Source organism: Aminipila terrae (genome assembly GCF_010120715.1).
GTDB classification, from domain to species: domain Bacteria; phylum Bacillota; class Clostridia; order Peptostreptococcales; family Anaerovoracaceae; genus Aminipila; species Aminipila terrae.
Window position 1 is genome coordinate 221051 of sequence record NZ_CP047591.1, and the last position, 16817, is coordinate 237867.

Sequence of the window (16817 nt, forward strand, 5' to 3'; positions counted from 1 at the left end):
TGTTCTAACCATATCTTGCTTATAATTTTTATAGTTATAAAATACCTTACCTGCCATAAAAACTATTCCAATTTATTTTAAATTATTTAAAAGGCAGTATTAAGGTAAAAGAAAGGGGAGAAAATATGTTAGCCACTATTGAGCACATTAATACTGTGGTAAATAACTTCGTCTGGGGTGTTCCTGCAATGATTTGTATAATCGGTGTAGGCTTTTATTTAAGCTACAAAACCCGCTTTATACAACTACGTAAATTAAAATACGCAATTAAAACTATTATTGGAAAAGCCCTTCATCAATCTGAAGCTGCCGAAGGTGCCACAACGCCCTTCCAGGCATTATGTACTGCTTTAGCCGCTACACTGGGAACAGGCAGTATAGCCGGGGTAGCTGGAGCTATTGCAATTGGTGGTCCTGGTGCAGTTTTTTGGATGTGGTTCTCAGCACTTCTGGGTATGTGCACTAAATTCTCAGAAGTAACACTGGCGGTCCACTTCCGTGAGAGAAATATGCATGGAGACTGGGTTGGTGGCCCTATGTATTACATAAAAAACGGCTTATCTAAAAACTGGCAGTGGCTGGCAGTAGCTTTTTGTTCTTTTGCTGTTCTTGCAGTATTTGGAACTGGTAACGCTACTCAGGTAAATACCATTACTGTAGCCTTAGATTCTGTTCTCATAAATTTCAACATTGTGTCCGATGGCAATTTGGCAACCATTAATTTATTTATCGGGATTGCTATCACTATTCTAGTTGCCCTGGTTCTTTTAGGCGGAATTAAACGTATCGGGCGGGTCACTGAAAAACTTGTTCCTTTTATGGCATTGCTTTATATCGTCCTTGCATTGGGCGTTGTCTTAGTGAATATTAAAGAACTACCTGCCGTATTTGCAATGATAGTTAAAAGTGCATTCTCCCCTTCTGCTGCTACTGGTGGTGTTGTGGGAAGTATGTTTATGAGTTTAAAAAAAGGAGTCTCCAGAGGGATTTTTTCTAATGAAGCAGGCTTAGGAACCGGGCCAATAGCTCATGCATCTGCTGATACCAATCATCCAGTTAAGCAGGGGCTATTTGGTATATTTGAAGTTTTTATAGCCACCATCATTATCTGTACTCTGACTGCATTTGTTATTTTATGTAGCGGTGTTCCATTTACTTATGGCGTAGCTGCCGGGGCAGATTTAACCATTAAAGGTTTCACTTCAACTTATGGTGGCTGGGTTTCTATCCTTACTGCAGTTGCTTTATGCTGTTTTGCTTTTTCTACAGTTCTCGGTTGGGGGCTCTACGGTTCCAGATGTATTGAATTTTTATTTGGTACCACAATCATAAAACCATTTATGATTGTCTACTCCTTAGTAGCAATCATCGGTGCAACCGCTGATTTAGGCATTATATGGGGTATTGCAGATACCTTTAACGGACTGATGGCAATTCCAAATTTAATAGCTTTGTTCTTGCTTAGCGGCACAGTAGTAAAGCTTGTAAAAGAATACTTTAGTCCTACATATGATAAGGATTGATCTATAAAATTTTTTAATTTGAAAAGTATACAGTATTTAATATACCGTATTCTTTCATCCAAAGACTCAGGCATATATAAATACCTGAGTCTTTTTTCATTATCTCTTAAAGCTTAAATTAATTAATTCTATTTTATCCTTTTGGTTAGTCTTATGGAAAGTATGAGAAACAAACTCTTCATGTCCGTCTGGATTTGTCACTCCGATTTTTCCACAGTCATAAGCAGTTCTTTTTATGTATGGTTTTCCATTTTTGTCCATAAAGTGTTCTTCTATTATAACATAGTCTGTTTTTCATCCAACTTCAGTTCCTGATTTTTCTTCGTTAAATCTACATCTGTTACTTTTACAAGTTTATTGTTTTTGTCCATTTGTCTCACAACTGCACTTTCAAGATAATCAGTTTGTTCTACTGAAACCGAAAATTTGCTTGTAGTCTTGGCAACTTTGCTCCCTATGCCAGTGCCAGTGATATTCGTTCCGTAGCTTTCTGAAACAGCCATAGTCTCTTTTCCTCCGGTACTGTTTGCATCCATTATTATAATGCTGGGGGCTGGAATCACGGCATACACACTGCCATCAGCTCTTTTATATACACTATTTATTTTGATTTGACCCTCTTTCTTTGAATTTACACCAATTGTACCCTCCAAGGAATAGACTTTTTCACCAGCTTCCTCCTCATTTTCAAAGATATTTAACGCTGAGCCTATATGGGTATCATATATTTCATCGGAAAAATTGCCCTCAATATCAGAATAAGTTTCTCCTTTTTCAACAAAATGTTTCTCTGTATAACCCATGTAATATCCGTCTATGTCATCAAAGGTATAACAGCCATTCTTTTGTTTCTTTCCTTCAACATGGAAGCCATTATCATATGCTTTCAATTCTTCATTGGTAAGCTTTTTCGTACTTCCGTCGGCTCTTACAAGCTTTTTCTCCTGATAGTATAAAGTATCCCCTTCCTGCATTTCATAATTCTTTAAATCCTCTTTGAAAGCGACAAAAACCCCAATTAATTCATCACCATTTTTTAAATGTTGCAATTCTGGGTTTGCCAGACTGCATCCAGTTAAAAAAAACGACATTACAGCCATTATAAGAATAATTAATCCGTAAGCCTTATATCTTCTACTCATCCTCTTCTTCCCCCAGTTCTCCATCAAATTTCAATATATCTCCCACATCACACTTCAGGTAATAACAGATTTTATTTATGGTATGAAAACGTACCCCTTTTGCCTTGCCGCTCCTTAAAACAGAAAGATTGGCTTCTGTTATGGAGACTAATTTGCAAAGTTCTTTGGAGGTCATATTTCTTTTTTTCAGTATTTCATCTAAATGAACTTCAATAGCCATTTTTTCCTCCAACTCCATTTATTATTTATATAATCATCTGATTGTCATCATAAATCAATGTACTTTCTTTTAGATATTCTGCTATTAATAGCCCTGCAAAGGCCAGTATTAAAGGTAAAAACGGTATATCCACCAAAATGTCTGCATGCAATATGTCACCCCAGAATATAAGCTGAATTACATTCTGGATAATGTTACACGTAACAGAAACAATAACCGTTTTTCTGCTTCTTTCAGCCAAAAGACCTGCTATTTTTACGGCCTCCTGTCCATACTTATTTTCTTTTAGGCAATGAATCAGCATCACTCCAGATTGCATGATTCCTACAAAGCACAGAGCCGGGAGCAGTTTTAAAATGGCTTTAATGAAAATAATTGTTATACCCAGATCAGAAGGAAGATTTCCAGATTTCTGCATTAGATTCAGTGGCACAGTAAAACAAAACATGACCACGTATACCATAGTACAGATAATTATAATTCGTTCAGATTGTTTCCAAATGTTTTTATTCTCTATACCTCCTGCAACCTTCAATACCGCGAATCCTATAATCAGAGAATACGCAACAGCTGCCAGGATACTCTTGAGTACGGGCAACACATCTATCAAATCAGGCCCCTGTATTTGGGTCATCAGTTTGGACAGGGTACCAGGGTTGATAAAGCAGTAAACCATGAATAACAAATACACAGATAAAGCTATAAGAATTACATCTGTCAGCTGTATCGGACTGTCTTCACCTTTTTGCTCCTGATGAAAACTTATATTCCATCTTTTCAGGAATTTCTTTCGTAAAGCAAAAGCAGCGGGACTCAGGCAGATGACCGTATATAAAATCCAGGCGGCTATATTCCCTGCTTCTGAACTGAATGAAAGCCACCGGAGTAAATATGCTACTGCCTCAACAGGCATATAGGCTGCATAGTAAATCACTGAAATTTTTTCCAGGAAGTACATCACTATAGCTAAAATTGCAGAAATAAAAGCCAAAAAGCACACGATAATATTAAATCTTTTAATCTCCATTCCCAAACCCTCTCTATATTATAATTATTGTTTTTCGATAATTTTATCTTTATATTATGGGAGAAATTATTGTTTGTCAATAATTTTTTTGTGGTTTAATGTACAATTTTAAATTTTAGTCCGGTATATAAAAAATGCCAGGTGCTACAACCACCTGGCATTTCCTAAATTTCATTTTTCAATTGTTTGATTTTCCAGTTACATTTCCACACAATCCGTAGAAAAGTCAAAGTAATTAACCCAAGTAATGCCACAAAAGTCCAGATAAAAGAAGCTCCGTTCTGAACGGCACAAGTCAGTTCAATAAGAAAACAAATGGCTTCTATAATCAAAGCTACTGTAAAAAAATTTCTAATGCGTGTGTACTGTGCTATTTTAGACTCTCCATCCGTATACATCTGAAAGGCTCCTTCAGATGCCTTTTTTCTGATGAAAATCCACCTGTACCATTGAGAAACCACTTCTACCCCGCTGTCTTCCATAAAACAGGAAAAATCACTTTTATCCCCATGCCAATTATCTAATAAATCAATCTGATAATTATACTCTCCTGGCTTACAAGGTTCAAAGCTGTAAATCCCCAGAAAAAAATTGTTAAATGCAAAGCCCCTTTTAGCCATTTCGTTCAGCCAATTTTCTTCTTCATCTTTATCCAAATACAATTTAAACTTTTTCATATTGGTCTCCCTTATTATTCCATTTGTTTCGAATTGCTAACCAGTTCTTCCAGCCGCTTTACTTCTTCCTTAAATACCTGCCTGCCTGTATCTGAGATAAGATACTCTTTTTTCTTCCTTGATTCTTTATCTTCGCTGTAAAGAGTAATCCAGCCTTTTGACACCATGGAATTAATAGCTCCATATAAAGTGCCCGGGCCCAGGCTTAACCTTCCTTTTGTCATCTCTAAGACATCCTGTATGATACCATATCCGTAGTTGGGCTTTCTAACCGCCAGCAGTATATAAAAAAGGGCCTCTGTTAAGGGCGAATTTTTATCCAATGTATCGTCCTCCAATCTATCGCCTTACGATATATAACAATATATCAGCATACGATATATTTGTCAATAACATATTCATTAAACAAACTCTGCAAGTATAGAATTGGAAATATCCACACCCTTTAGGGTAAACCTCATTCTGTTATTTTCCAAAACCAGCATTCCTTTTTTTACATATTCCTCTATTACTTTTTCCTGTTCGGGATATACTTCAAAGATTTTTTTATGGAACTTATGCTCAAATTCTATCAGACTTATACCTTCTGCTCTCCTCATTCCTGTTATAATGAATTCCACCATGTCGTCCCTCACTGTATTAATATGCTTCCATTCCACCCATTCTTTTTTCTCTTCTGTATCATCAGCCATAAAATCTACAGGGTTTGAGACTAAGACTTCGATATATTTGTTTAAATCACGGGTATTACTAAACCGTTCCCCGTTCATATAAGAATGTGTACCAATACCTATACCAAGATAGTTTTCCATAGACCAATATTTAAGGTTATGCCTGCATTCAAACCCTCGTTTTGCACAATTGGAAATTTCATAGTGATGATACCCGGCTTCTTTTAAAAATGTTGCTGCAAAATGATACATCTCCCTGTCAGTCTTATCCGATACCATTTCCAGTTCACCTTTTTCAAACATTTCAAAGTAACGTGTCCCCTCTTCCAGCTGAAGACTGTAAAAGGAAATATGCTCTGGTTTTAAATCAACAGCTTCCTGTAGGGTCTTTTCCCAGATATCTCTGGTATGAGCCGGAATAGCAAACATTAAGTCCATATTTATATTATCAAATCCAGCTTTTCTCGCTAAATGGTATGTCTCTTTTGCATCATCAGACTGATGCACCCTTCCCAGCCGTTTCAGAGCCAGGTCATCCAATGTCTGAACGCCAAGACTGATACGGTTGATTCCTGCATCCTTATAAATTTCAAACTTCTGCCCATGGACAGTTTTTGGGTTACATTCAATGGTTATTTCTGCGTTCTTGTCCACTTTATATTTTTGTTTTATTAACAAAAGCACCTCTTTTATTAATACCGGATCAATCAGTGAAGGTGTGCCGCCCCCAAAGAATATGGAATCAACTATAAACTTACCGCCATATAGGCTACTATAATAATCCAGTTCTTTTTTCAACCCATCTGTATATTGTCTGTGAATACCATCCCCCGTGTTTTCAAAAGACAGAAAATCACAATACAAACATTTTTTTATACAAAAAGGTATATGTATATATATTCCAAGCTTTTTCATCATACCTCCAAAAAATTTGACTTAATAAAATATCATTAGCTTTATTATAACAAAAGAATAAGGAAAACCACTAGCTATAATTTCCTGGTTATTATTCACCTAATGTTCCGGAGCAAAGAATACCTTCAGATGATTTGGTTAGGATAAGAACAAGGAGGTGATAACATGAATGACAATATTGATTTAGGTAATCTCACATCAAAGCAAATCGGGAACCTGATGACAAAACCCATGATTGACAGAGGTAAAGAGCTGGCCAGCACCATGACTTCTGATCAGGAAGTTGATTATGGAGATTTACCATCCAGAGCACTATCTGCTCTTGGTAAACAGGTTGTTAACAACCAGACCACCCAAATATAAAATAATGAACAAAAGAGCAAATCCTTAGAAAAGCTCTAAAGTTTTGCTCTTTTTAAAATTACTTCTTATTTATTATCATCATACTTAAGAACAGCTGTAAAGGCTCCTGAGTACCTTATAAATGACCTTTTTTCTTCAGTTTTCTTGCATCATTCACTGCTTTCTGCTTGTCTCTTTTTAATTTGCGGCAATTATCACACACATTATTGCTTTCTCCTGAGGTCAATACTTTGCCACACTGTTTACATTTTTTAATCATACTATTTACCTTTCAGGTTATTTATCATTATCGTACTTAAGCACATTAACAATATCCTTTTCAACTGCTTTATTTATTTTATTATTTTTCCTATACTATTTCAACAAAATTTAATATAATTTCTATAGAATTTTATTGAAACTAATAAGGTGAATTATGAATAATTTAGTTGCTATCTACTGTCGTTTAAGCAAAGAAGATATTGATAAAAGAATCATTTAGAGAAAGCATTAATAATCAAGGTGCAATGCTCTTAGACTATGCCTATAAGCATCATTTCCAAACCTGTAAAATTTATACAGATGGAGACTACTCTGGTGCAGATATAAGTAAGATACGCCCTCAATATAGCCAATTACTGCATGATGCAATACAAATATATTAAATTTAAATTATTTACACTACCTAGGGTAGAGATTTTTCATTTCTCTACCCTATTTTTTTACGATTCTTGTTTAAGGTATATATTCGCTATTTTATTTATTATCATCGTACTTCAGAACAGCAGTGAAAGCTTCCTGAGGAACTTCAACAGTACCAAACTGTCTCATTCTCTTTTTACCTTCTTTCTGCTTTTCAAGAAGTTTTTTCTTACGGGAGATATCGCCCCCGTAGCACTTGGCAATTACGTCTTTTCGATAAGCCCTAACCGTTTCTCTGGCGATTACCTTCTGCCCGATTGCTGCCTGTATAGGAACCTCAAACTGATGCATTGGTATGATTTCTTTCAGCTTTTCGCAAACAAACTTCCCTCTTGCATAAGCCTTTGATTCATGAACAATCATTGAAAAGGCGTCCACTAAATCTTTATTTAAAAGAACATCCATTTTTACTACCTGAGAACGTTCATATCTAATAAACTCATAGTCCAGAGAACCATATCCCCTGGTCTTTGATTTCAATGCATCAAAGAAATCATAAATAACTTCGTTTAATGGCATTTCATAGTGAAGCTGAACCCTTGTTTCTGTAATATATTCCATATGAATCATTTTGCCTCGTCGATCCTGGCAAAGTTCCATGATGGCTCCCACATACTCCTTCGGAATCATAACATCTGCTTTAACAATGGGCTCTTCAATATGCTCAATTTCCGTTGGTTTAGGCAGGTTGGAAGGATTCTGAATCATCAGGATATCCCCATTATTCATGACTACCTTATATATTACACTAGGTGAAGTTGTGATTACTGCAAGGTCAAACTCCCTTTCCAGCCTTTCCACTATGATTTCCATGTGAAGAAGCCCTAGAAAGCCGCATCGGAATCCAAAGCCTAATGCCTGGGAGGTCTCTGCTTCAAAATTAAACGCAGCATCGTTTACCTGAAGTTTTTCCAGTGCATCTTTAACATTTTCATACTTTTCCCCTTCTGCAGGATAAATACCGCAGTAAACCATGGACTGGACTTTCTTATATCCTGGAAGGGCTTCTGCAGTAGGATTCCCATCAAGAGTTATGGTATCACCTACTCTGGCATCAGCCACCTGCTTAATGCTGGCACAGATATATCCAACTTCACCAGCTCTTAATTCTTTACATGGCACAGGACCCGGAGAGCATACGCCAACTTCAGTGACTTCGTACTTTTTCTTGGTATTCATCATACGAATGGTATCACCTTTTTTAACTCGTCCATCAAAGACTCTTGTATAAATAACAACACCTTTATAGTTGTCATAATAGGAATCAAAAATCAATGCCTTCAGTTTTCCTTCTATGCTGCCGGAAGGGGCTGGAACCTGGGCTACTATGGCTTCAAGCAGGTCTTCAATACCAATGCCTTCTTTGGCAGAAACCAAAGGAGCATTTTCCGCATCTATACCAATGATATCCTCAATCTCCAGTTTTACTTCATCGGGTCTGGCACTGGCTAAATCAATCTTATTCAAGGTGGGAATAATCTCCAGATTTTCATCAAGAGCCAGATAAACATTTGCCAGAGTCTGTGCTTCTACTCCCTGAGTAGCATCTACTATAAGCACTGCTCCTTCACAGGCAGCAAGACTTCTGGAAACTTCATAGGTAAAGTCCACATGTCCTGGGGTATCAATCAAATTGAAGATATATTCTTCTCCGTTTTTTGCTTTATACACAAGTCTGGTGGTTTGAAGCTTAATGGTTATTCCTCTTTCACGCTCTAAGTCCATATTGTCCAAAAATTGTTCTTTCATGTCTCTATGCGCTACCAACCCTGTTTTTTCAATAATTCTGTCAGCTAATGTTGATTTACCGTGATCTATATGTGCAATAATGCTAAAATTTCTTATATGTTTCTGGTATGAGTCCATACTTCCTCCTCAATCATAATAAGTATCTCTATATCCCTACTATTATAATTGATATTACCGTGAATTTCAATTGTTAATCCATTTTAACAGATGTTCATTATTCACCTTCATAGTAAACTCATAGCCCAGTGCAAAACTGTCACCGGGCTCATATACGTTCACCTGATTTAAAGTCATATCCACAGCAGGCGCATAACCTGCCATATGACCACTTCTTACATCTACAGTAATAACTCCAACAATCCCACCAATAAAAAGAAGGAATATCAAAAATCCTCTGAAAAATGTTCTCATCTTTTGTAACCCCTGACTCATAGGGCTTATTTCTGCGTAACAAAATCAGCTTTTGATTCATCAGTTGCTGTGATCTTTAATCACTGCAGCAAGCACATCAGCAAAACATTTTGCTGAAGCCTTAGATTCCCTGATGTTATTTTCATTGTTTCCAATTTCAAGCAACAGATCATAATCTGAAACATACTGATTAAATTTATATGCCTTTTCAATGATTCTACCACCGTATCCTGGGTACATTTCTTCCGCCTTTTTGTTTACGGTATTGGCAAATATTTTTAGTTTATCAGCATTTGGATTGCCATTTCCAACTACCAGATTGTACTTTGCTACTGTTTCTCCGTTAACAATGGCTGTTTTCCCTGCTCCACCTGAATATCCCGCAGCATCCCTATGTAAATCTATTACCACCGCCACATTTTGATACTTCCCAAGCAGGTTTTTTATAGTCTCCAAAGACCTGCTGTAAGACTGGTTATAAGAAGGATTGTCGTGAATAGTTTTGTCATGAACCACCTGAATTCCCTGTTTCTGAAGTTCTGCCGTCAGAACATTACCAACTTCTCTCACGGTTCCTTCTTCCTGAAGTACATGGAAGTTGCCGTCCGAGGCCGGCTGATAGGATTCAGTTGCATGCGTGTGATAAATAATGACAACTGGCTTACTGTTATCAATATTTATGGTTTGTGGCGATGGATTTGCAGGGTCCTGTGTATCAACTACTGCTGGAGTTTCAGTAGCTGGTACTTCCTGTGCAGCCGCATCATCTGCGGCTCCAGTTTCCTGCCCTGGTATGTTTTCTGCTTCAGACTCTTCCTGTTCTCCATCAGGAGTTTGCTGTCTTTCTGTCCCCCTGCTGCCTACCATTAATGCCCCTGATAAGCACATCTTACCCACGTCTGCCTCTGTTAACTGAAAATCTCTGTCGTTGCCTTTTTCCATGCCCCGAACAGTCACCACAGTGGTTATCACAAATACTGCCATCCCTAATGTGAGCAATCGTTTTCCCTTCATTTTTATCCCCCATTCAGGCGTATTTCTTTAGCTCTAATTAAGCTCGCCCTTATGAATATATGCCGGGATGAAGCGTAATATTAATTCCATTTGCAATAATGTCCGAAAAATCCTTTATGACCTGATCAATATCTGTTGATGTCACAATCATGTCCTGTCCATTTTGTTCTATATAATTTTCCACCTCTACTGGATTCTTTATATAGCCCTCCAGTGCATCCATTATCAATGTACTGGAATCTATAACGGTAGGTACCCCTACTGATATAACACGATGTCCCAGAGTTTGCTGGTTTAACATGGTTCGATGGTTTCCCATGCCTGCTCCCGGGGAAATGCCAGTATCATTTATCTGTATGGTTGTACTTATACGAGCAATGTTTCTGGCAGCCAGAGAATCCACAACTAAAATAATCTCCGGATTTACAATTTCTGCAGCTCTCTTTATGAGATCAGCTGTTTCCATCCCGGTAGACCCCATTACTCCTGGTATGAATCCACTTACACAGGCCTGTTCTTCGTCACCGTCGGTTTCATAAATAATAAACCAGTGCCTGGTTACTCTTACCTTAGAGACCGTATAAGGGCCCAGAGAATCTGGTGTCACCTTGTCATTTCCAAGTCCGATTACCAGAACCTTTAAATAATAATGAAATTTTATCAGATTTTTAAGTTCTTCCGCTAAGGCCTTGGAAGCACGTACTTTTAACTCTTCTTCACCATCTATAAGTCCATCTATTTCTAAAGTAATATAGTTTCCCATGGGTTTTTGCAATACAGCTTCACCTTTCGGATCTGTTATTTTAATTCTTGTTGATTTTATATCATCATCATACTGGATCTTTTCCATTTCAACTCCATCAATGTCACCAGTCTTGCCTCTTTCCTCATCATACATTTCCACATTTTCTATTGCTAAATCTGTTCTATACTTCAAATTTGTCACCACTTTCTCTAAATCTCAAAGTTTTTCTATTCATATTGATTTTTCCCTTGCAATTTAGATTTTATTCATATATACTGTGTGTTGCGAAATATTTGCATTTTCTTATGTATATTGCATAAGAGTGTAACAAATTAAGTATAAAGTGGGGTGAATTAAAATGGCAAATATTAAATCCGCAAAGAAAAGAATCCTGGTAATCAACAAGAAATCAGCAAGAAACAGACGTATCAAATCACATCTAAAGGCAATCTTGAAGAACTTCGAAGCTGCAATCGCTGCTGGCGATATGGCTACAGCAAAAGAAAAGTTGGCTTTAGCAGAAAAGAAGCTTATGCAGGCTGCTGCAAAGAATACTATTCATAAAAATGCTGCGTCCAGAAAGGTTTCCAGATTAACTAAGAGATTCAATAAGGCTCAGTAAGTCTCACCCGTCCCCACCATGGGTAAGTTAAACCCATAGATTGAGAATTTAAACAATCGAAAACCGCTGGATGTGTCTCCCAGCGGTTTTACTTTTTTTGAAATGATTAAAATATAATTATAATTCCTTTTTCCAGTAATTCATTTTCTAGTTAGTCCTGAATACTCACATTATTTCTAAATTCGCTTGGAGTCATATGCCTTAACTGAACAAAATTCCTTCTGAAAGTTTTTACAGTATTATAACCCACTCCGATAGCAATATCTGTTATTTCCATTTCTGTTTCAATGAGAAATTCACAGGCTTTATTTATTCTTGTTAAGTTTAAAAAATCATAAAAGTTTTTTTCAACCTGCAAAAGAAGGGATTTATTTAATTCCGTCAGGGATATATGGAACTTATCAGCAACAGCTTGTGCTGTTAAATCTTCAGAAAAATTTCTCAATATATATTCAACAATTTTATAATCCTGCTTTGTTTCTTTTATTTTACCTACATGCAGGGCTTTTCCATATGTTTTCCTGTAATTCCCAATCTTATCATCCATTCGGGCAGAAAATACTTTAGATATGTGTGCAGCATCTACATACCCTATAATAGAAGCCAGTTCCTCCAGTGTAAAATCTGTGTATAGTAAATAATTTATAGTTTTGGTTACTCTCATTTCATTAATTAGTTCATTGAAAGATAACCCTGTTTTCTCCAAAATATATTTACTGATAGAAGACTTACTCATATAAAACTGTTTTGACAGTTTATCCAGAGTCATTTTATCACTCAGATGCATGTATATGTATCTTAAAATTAACGCTCTGGGGTCTCCGGGCTCTGCCAGTACTTTTGGCACCATTCTGTTAGCATCGGTTTCTCTGCAGAATATTGTGATCAGCTGCGCTATTAACGTACAAACATATATTTCGTGATAGCTGCCATGCTCCACTTCTTCCATTACTGATTCAATTCCTTCTTCTTCTTTAATTTTAGAAAATATTGTCTCGATTTCTCTCTTTGCATTATCATTTAAAGTAATTACCGGGGTAACTTCAAGTTTCTTTAATATTGGCATTTCATCTGTATTTTCAACAACTATTGAATGCAGCATGGTTGCCACTACCTCATAATTGTACTTTATTATTTCATACTGCAAAGGTTCTTCTACTTCAATTACTTCCGTGCAATCCCAAGGAAGAATTGATAGTAAACAGTTTTTGCTGACTTCATATAGTTCTGTGTCCACCATAAATTTAGCTTTCCCTTTTCTGACATAAAGAAAGCGGGGACTTTGATGATATAAAGCGTGGGTTTTTTCATCAATTAACTCATAGTCAAATGAACATATCCTTTTTATATCAAGATTCGAACAATATTGTGATTGAAATTCGGCAATTTGCTGCATCGTTATCTTCCTTTCTAAAGAGCATAAAAAATACCCCGCCCTGAGGATTGGTCAGAACGGGATACTTTATTATAAATATATTTTTAATAAATTTTATGCAAAAGTAAGAACTGTTCCGGTCTTTCCTTCCAGTGCTTCTAAAGACTTGTCAAGAGACGTAATAATCGCTTTTTTAGATGGATTTGCTCTAACAAACTTCATAGCTGCCTGAACCTTAGGAAGCATACTTCCAGGTGCAAACTGTCCTTCATCAACATATTTTGAAGCTTCTTCCAGGGTCATATGACCTAAATCCTCCTGATTTGGCTTATTATAGTTAATTGCAACCTTTTCCACTTCAGTAAGAATCATTAAGCAGTCTGCTTCAACCTGCTCTGCCAGTAGCTCTGCTGCAAAGTCTTTATCAATTACAGCTGCTACTCCTTCCAGAACTCCTGTACTCTTTTCAACAACAGGAACTCCACCGCCGCCACATGTTATAACTATAGTAGAATCCCATAGCTTCCTAACAGCATCAATTTCTACTATTTTTTTAGGAATAGGAGAAGCTACTACTCTTCTGTACCCTCTTCCAGCATCTTCTTTCATTACATAGCCTTTTTCCTGCTCCAGCTGTTTTGCTTCTTCCTGGCTGTAGAACTGTCCTATAGGCTTTGTTGGGTTCTGGAACCCAGGATCTGCTTCATCCACAATCATCTGTGTTGCCAGAGTTACAACTGGTATATTTTTATTTCTTAAATTCAGAGCATATTTTAAGCACTGCTGAATGTGATACCCAATGTAACCCTGTGACATAGCACCGCATACATCAAATGGCATTACAGGTGTAACTTCTTTTGCAGTTTCATAGGCTTGCAGAATTCTGCCTACCTGTGGCCCATTTCCATGAACAACAGCAATCTCATATCCTCTGCAGCTAATTTCAGCAATATGCTCGCTTGTTTTCTTTACTACCTCTAGCTGAGCTTCAGCAGTTGCAGGGCCCTTTCCGGACTGCAGTGCATTACCGCCTAAGGCTATAACTATTCTTCCTAAACTCTTCTCCATCACTTTTCTCCTTAGTGCATATTAGTTCTGTCTGCCAATAGTTGCAACCATTACTGCCTTAATTGTGTGCATACGGTTTTCAGCTTCATCAAATACTTTTGAATATTTGCTTCTGAATACTTCGTCTGTTACTTCTCTGATATCATAGCCTTCTTCCTTCTGAGTCTTTGCCATCTTTGTTTCAAAGTCATGGAATGAAGGTAAGCAGTGCAAGAAGATTACGTCTTCATTTCCTGTTGCATCTACCATTTCTTTTGTTACTTTATATGGAGTCAGCATCTTAACTTTTTCTGGAATCTGTGCTTCTTCTCCCATGGATGCCCAAACATCAGTGTAAAGTACATCTGCTCCTTTTAAGCATTCTGGTGTGCTGCAAAGCTCAATCTTTGCACCTGTTGCTGCAGCTACTTCATTTACTTTTGCTAAAATATCTTTATCAATTTCATCTAAAAGAACCTGTGGTCCATAAGCTACATAGTGCATACCCATCTTTGCACATCCGTACATCCATGCATAGCTCATATTGTTTCTTACGTCGCCGCAGAAAACTACTTTAACCTTATTTAAAGGCTTTGCAATATGTTCTTCGATAGTTAAAAGGTCTGCTAAAATCTGAGTAGGATGATCTATGTCAGTCAATCCATTCCATACCGGAATACCTGCATACTTAGCTAAATCTTCAACTAACTTCTGATCATATCCTCTGTATTCAATACCATCATAAAATCTGCCAAATACTTTTGCAGAGTCTTCAACGGACTCTTTCTTACCGAACTGTGAGCTGTTTGAATCTAGGAATGTAACGTGACCACCTTCATCTAAACAAGCAACTTCAAATGCACATCTTGTTCTTGTAGAAGTTTTTTCAAAAAGAAGTACTACATTCTTTCCTTTTAAAGCGTCCCCCTGAATTCCTGCACGTTTTTTAGACTTTAAGTCGTGTGCAAGATCTAGCATATATCTGATTTCTTCTGGGGTAAAATCCATTAGTGTTAAAAAACTTCTTCCTTTAAGATTAACTGCCATATCCTTTTTCTCCTTTTTCTTTTTGTAATATATTTTTTTAAAATAGGTTTACTATTCTCTGACAAGTGGCATACTCATGCAACGAGGGCCGCCTCTTCCTCTTGATAATTCAGCACTTGGAACTTCCAGTACTGTAACATCATAGTCTCTAAGCAATTTATTAGTCACAGTATTTCTCTGGTATGTGACAATTTTACCTGGAGCAATACATAATGTGTTGGAACCATCATTCCACTGCTCTCTTTGAGCAGCAATAAGGTCTTCGCCTCCACACTTTATCAGTGTAATTTTTTCAATTCCCAGATATTTTTCAAGAATTGCCTCTAATTTATCTTCAACTTTCTTTACAGCAAGTTCATCATTGCTGTTTCCTCGTTTGATTTCATATACAACCAGAGGACCTAAAATGCCTGGATGTACTGTAAATTTATCAACATCAATCTGTGTAAAAACAGTATCAAGGTGCATAAATGCTCTGGAAACAGGAATATCAAAAGCAAGAACTGTATCTATTGTAGCATTTGTGTTGGCAAAAATGTTTTTTGCTAGTACTTCAACTGCAGCGGGTTCTGTTCTCTGTGAAACACCAACCGCTAAAACTTTATCATTCAGGTTTAAGATGTCTCCGCCTTCTACGTGGAATTGTTCATAACGGTTGTAGAACATATCTACCTTATCTTTATAATCAGGATGATACTTGAAAATATATTCTCCATAAATTGTTTCTCTGTTTCTTGTCTGAGAATACATTTTGTTAACACTTACACCATTTCCTATGCAGGCAAACGGGTCTCTTGTAAAATAAAGATTTGGCATTGGGTCAACAATCAGTTTATCTGGAGTGCTCATCAGGTCAACTAATGAATCGCTTGGCTTCCAGTTCAGCTCTCTTAGCACAATTCCTTCCATTGATTTCAGGACCATTTCTTTTTTGTTGTCATTATGCTGAAGCATAAACTGATAAATTTTTTCCGTTTGCTTTTTAGAGCTGACACCAGCTTCTTTAATCCACTGATACAAGAACTGATCTCTGATTTCATCGTTTAGATTCAGTACATCCGCCATTAAATCTTCTAAATACACTACTTCAACGCCATTGTCCCTCAATGTCTGTGCAAAAGCGTCATGTTCAGCCTGTGCAACTTCAAGGAAAGGAATATCATCAAATAATAACCTATCCAAAGTATCTGGTGTTAAGTTTTCCAACTCTTTACCAGGGCGATGTAGCAATACCTTCTTTAATGGTCTGATTTCACTTTTTACATTAATTACCATTAAGCAGCCTCCTAAATTAATAATTTTAGATCACTTTTTAATAGAAGTTAAGCATTAATAAGTTTAGCATTATTAAAAAGTTACGAAGTATAATACCATCATGCGCATGCATTTTCTATCACAAACACATCATACATAAAATTAGCCAGATATGTGTGAATATAAAACTCAAATATTTTGTATTTTATCTTCCTATTTTACTTAGTACTAATTTATAATTATATTTACTTCTATAATTTCTAATTTTGATAAAACCGCCACTTATACTTATATTAATTTTATTTGATGATTAAATAATCAACCGCAATGTATC

At 36.7% G+C, this 16817-nt stretch carries 19 protein-coding genes; 3 read left to right on the top strand and 16 right to left on the bottom strand.

All coding sequences use genetic code 11. The features are described from left to right. Positions 1-125 precede the first annotated feature (125 nt). Positions 126-1523, top strand: coding sequence for an alanine/glycine:cation symporter family protein (locus Ami3637_RS01045; RefSeq protein ID WP_162360936.1), 1398 nt, complete (start codon positions 126-128; stop codon positions 1521-1523). A 99-nt stretch (positions 1524-1622) separates the two neighbouring features. Here Ami3637_RS01045 and Ami3637_RS01050 read toward each other — a convergent pair whose 3' ends face one another. From Ami3637_RS01050 to hemW, 7 genes are all read right to left on the bottom strand, one after another. Then, the gene (locus Ami3637_RS01050) at positions 1623-1784 is read right to left on the bottom strand and encodes a hypothetical protein (RefSeq protein WP_162360937.1); all 162 of its coding nucleotides are present in this window, start codon (positions 1782-1784) and stop codon (positions 1623-1625) included. A 14-nt stretch (positions 1785-1798) separates the two neighbouring features. Beyond that, positions 1799-2665 (bottom strand): hypothetical protein, encoded by an 867-nt coding sequence (locus tag Ami3637_RS01055; RefSeq protein WP_162360938.1) that lies wholly within the window; start codon positions 2663-2665, stop codon positions 1799-1801. Then, on the bottom strand, positions 2658-2885 hold the full coding sequence (locus tag Ami3637_RS01060; protein ID WP_162360939.1) for a helix-turn-helix domain-containing protein: 228 nt from the start codon (positions 2883-2885) through the stop codon (positions 2658-2660). Before Ami3637_RS01060 ends, Ami3637_RS01055 begins: the two co-directional genes overlap by 8 nt. A gap of 25 nt (positions 2886-2910) precedes the next feature. After that, positions 2911-3912 carry a hypothetical protein gene (locus Ami3637_RS01065; protein WP_162360940.1) on the bottom strand — a complete coding sequence of 334 codons (1002 nt, stop codon included), beginning with the start codon at positions 3910-3912 and terminating at the stop codon, positions 2911-2913. Positions 3913-4076: 164 nt separating this feature from the next. Then, complete coding sequence (locus Ami3637_RS01070) at positions 4077-4589, bottom strand: DUF2812 domain-containing protein (RefSeq protein WP_162360941.1); 513 nt, start codon at positions 4587-4589, stop codon at positions 4077-4079. Positions 4590-4603: 14 nt separating this feature from the next. Next, on the bottom strand, positions 4604-4912 hold the full coding sequence (locus Ami3637_RS01075; RefSeq protein WP_162360942.1) for a PadR family transcriptional regulator: 309 nt from the start codon (positions 4910-4912) through the stop codon (positions 4604-4606). Positions 4913-4990: 78 nt separating this feature from the next. Further along, a complete protein-coding gene (gene hemW / locus Ami3637_RS01080) occupies positions 4991-6178 on the bottom strand; it encodes a radical SAM family heme chaperone HemW (RefSeq protein ID WP_162360943.1) in 1188 nt (395 codons plus the stop codon). Positions 6179-6340: 162 nt separating this feature from the next. On the opposite strand from hemW, the gene Ami3637_RS01085 reads away from it, so the two are divergent. Continuing rightward, complete coding sequence (locus Ami3637_RS01085) at positions 6341-6538, top strand: hypothetical protein (RefSeq protein ID WP_162360944.1); 198 nt, start codon at positions 6341-6343, stop codon at positions 6536-6538. A 115-nt stretch (positions 6539-6653) separates the two neighbouring features. Here the strand turns inward: Ami3637_RS01085 and Ami3637_RS01090 are convergent, their stop codons facing one another. The 5 genes from Ami3637_RS01090 to gpr form a co-directional block, all read right to left on the bottom strand. After that, the gene (locus Ami3637_RS01090; protein ID WP_162360945.1) at positions 6654-6797 is read right to left on the bottom strand and encodes a toprim domain-containing protein; all 144 of its coding nucleotides are present in this window, start codon (positions 6795-6797) and stop codon (positions 6654-6656) included. Positions 6798-7273: 476 nt separating this feature from the next. Further along, entirely contained in the window at positions 7274-9085 is a 1812-nt protein-coding gene (lepA, locus tag Ami3637_RS01100) for a translation elongation factor 4 (protein WP_162360947.1), read from the bottom strand. A 66-nt stretch (positions 9086-9151) separates the two neighbouring features. After that, positions 9152-9379 carry a hypothetical protein gene (locus tag Ami3637_RS01105; RefSeq protein ID WP_162360948.1) on the bottom strand — a complete coding sequence of 76 codons (228 nt, stop codon included), beginning with the start codon at positions 9377-9379 and terminating at the stop codon, positions 9152-9154. Between the two features lie 60 nt (positions 9380-9439). Further along, on the bottom strand, positions 9440-10393 hold the full coding sequence (spoIIP, locus tag Ami3637_RS01110; protein WP_162360949.1) for a stage II sporulation protein P: 954 nt from the start codon (positions 10391-10393) through the stop codon (positions 9440-9442). Positions 10394-10442: 49 nt separating this feature from the next. After that, positions 10443-11330 (bottom strand): GPR endopeptidase, encoded by an 888-nt coding sequence (gene gpr, locus Ami3637_RS01115; RefSeq protein WP_162360950.1) that lies wholly within the window; start codon positions 11328-11330, stop codon positions 10443-10445. Between the two features lie 166 nt (positions 11331-11496). Here gpr and rpsT point away from each other — a divergent pair, with 166 nt between their 5' ends. Further along, positions 11497-11760, top strand: coding sequence for a 30S ribosomal protein S20 (rpsT, locus tag Ami3637_RS01120; RefSeq protein WP_162360951.1), 264 nt, complete (start codon positions 11497-11499; stop codon positions 11758-11760). A gap of 151 nt (positions 11761-11911) precedes the next feature. Here rpsT and Ami3637_RS01125 read toward each other — a convergent pair whose 3' ends face one another. The 4 genes from Ami3637_RS01125 to arcA form a co-directional block, all read right to left on the bottom strand. Next, positions 11912-13156: a helix-turn-helix domain-containing protein gene (locus Ami3637_RS01125; protein ID WP_162360952.1), complete on the bottom strand. Its 1245-nt coding sequence runs from the start codon at positions 13154-13156 to the stop codon at positions 11912-11914. A gap of 93 nt (positions 13157-13249) precedes the next feature. Continuing rightward, the gene (arcC, locus tag Ami3637_RS01130) at positions 13250-14203 is read right to left on the bottom strand and encodes a carbamate kinase (protein WP_162360953.1); all 954 of its coding nucleotides are present in this window, start codon (positions 14201-14203) and stop codon (positions 13250-13252) included. 21 nt (positions 14204-14224) lie between these two features. Then, a complete protein-coding gene (gene argF, locus Ami3637_RS01135) occupies positions 14225-15229 on the bottom strand; it encodes an ornithine carbamoyltransferase (RefSeq protein ID WP_162360954.1) in 1005 nt (334 codons plus the stop codon). A 51-nt stretch (positions 15230-15280) separates the two neighbouring features. After that, entirely contained in the window at positions 15281-16504 is a 1224-nt protein-coding gene (arcA, locus tag Ami3637_RS01140) for an arginine deiminase (RefSeq protein WP_162360955.1), read from the bottom strand. Positions 16505-16817: the final 313 nt, after the last annotated feature.

Excerpts from the sequence above, each read along its gene's own strand:
- Ami3637_RS01045 (WP_162360936.1), top strand. The coding sequence starts at position 126 with ATGTTAGCCACTATTGAGCACATTAATACTGTGGTAAATAACTTCGTC.
- Ami3637_RS01050 (WP_162360937.1), bottom strand. The coding sequence starts at position 1,784 with ATGGACAAAAATGGAAAACCATACATAAAAAGAACTGCTTATGACTGT.
- Ami3637_RS01055 (WP_162360938.1), bottom strand. The coding sequence starts at position 2,665 with ATGAGTAGAAGATATAAGGCTTACGGATTAATTATTCTTATAATGGCT.
- Ami3637_RS01060 (WP_162360939.1), bottom strand. The coding sequence starts at position 2,885 with ATGGCTATTGAAGTTCATTTAGATGAAATACTGAAAAAAAGAAATATG.
- Ami3637_RS01065 (WP_162360940.1), bottom strand. The coding sequence starts at position 3,912 with ATGGAGATTAAAAGATTTAATATTATCGTGTGCTTTTTGGCTTTTATT.
- Ami3637_RS01070 (WP_162360941.1), bottom strand. The coding sequence starts at position 4,589 with ATGAAAAAGTTTAAATTGTATTTGGATAAAGATGAAGAAGAAAATTGG.
- hemW (WP_162360943.1), bottom strand. The coding sequence starts at position 6,178 with ATGATGAAAAAGCTTGGAATATATATACATATACCTTTTTGTATAAAA.
- Ami3637_RS01085 (WP_162360944.1), top strand. The coding sequence starts at position 6,341 with ATGAATGACAATATTGATTTAGGTAATCTCACATCAAAGCAAATCGGG.
- Ami3637_RS01090 (WP_162360945.1), bottom strand. The coding sequence starts at position 6,797 with ATGATTAAAAAATGTAAACAGTGTGGCAAAGTATTGACCTCAGGAGAA.
- lepA (WP_162360947.1), bottom strand. The coding sequence starts at position 9,085 with ATGGACTCATACCAGAAACATATAAGAAATTTTAGCATTATTGCACAT.
- Ami3637_RS01105 (WP_162360948.1), bottom strand. The coding sequence starts at position 9,379 with ATGAGAACATTTTTCAGAGGATTTTTGATATTCCTTCTTTTTATTGGT.
- spoIIP (WP_162360949.1), bottom strand. The coding sequence starts at position 10,393 with ATGAAGGGAAAACGATTGCTCACATTAGGGATGGCAGTATTTGTGATA.
- rpsT (WP_162360951.1), top strand. The coding sequence starts at position 11,497 with ATGGCAAATATTAAATCCGCAAAGAAAAGAATCCTGGTAATCAACAAG.
- Ami3637_RS01125 (WP_162360952.1), bottom strand. The coding sequence starts at position 13,156 with ATGCAGCAAATTGCCGAATTTCAATCACAATATTGTTCGAATCTTGAT.
- arcC (WP_162360953.1), bottom strand. The coding sequence starts at position 14,203 with ATGGAGAAGAGTTTAGGAAGAATAGTTATAGCCTTAGGCGGTAATGCA.
- argF (WP_162360954.1), bottom strand. The coding sequence starts at position 15,229 with ATGGCAGTTAATCTTAAAGGAAGAAGTTTTTTAACACTAATGGATTTT.
- arcA (WP_162360955.1), bottom strand. The coding sequence starts at position 16,504 with ATGGTAATTAATGTAAAAAGTGAAATCAGACCATTAAAGAAGGTATTG.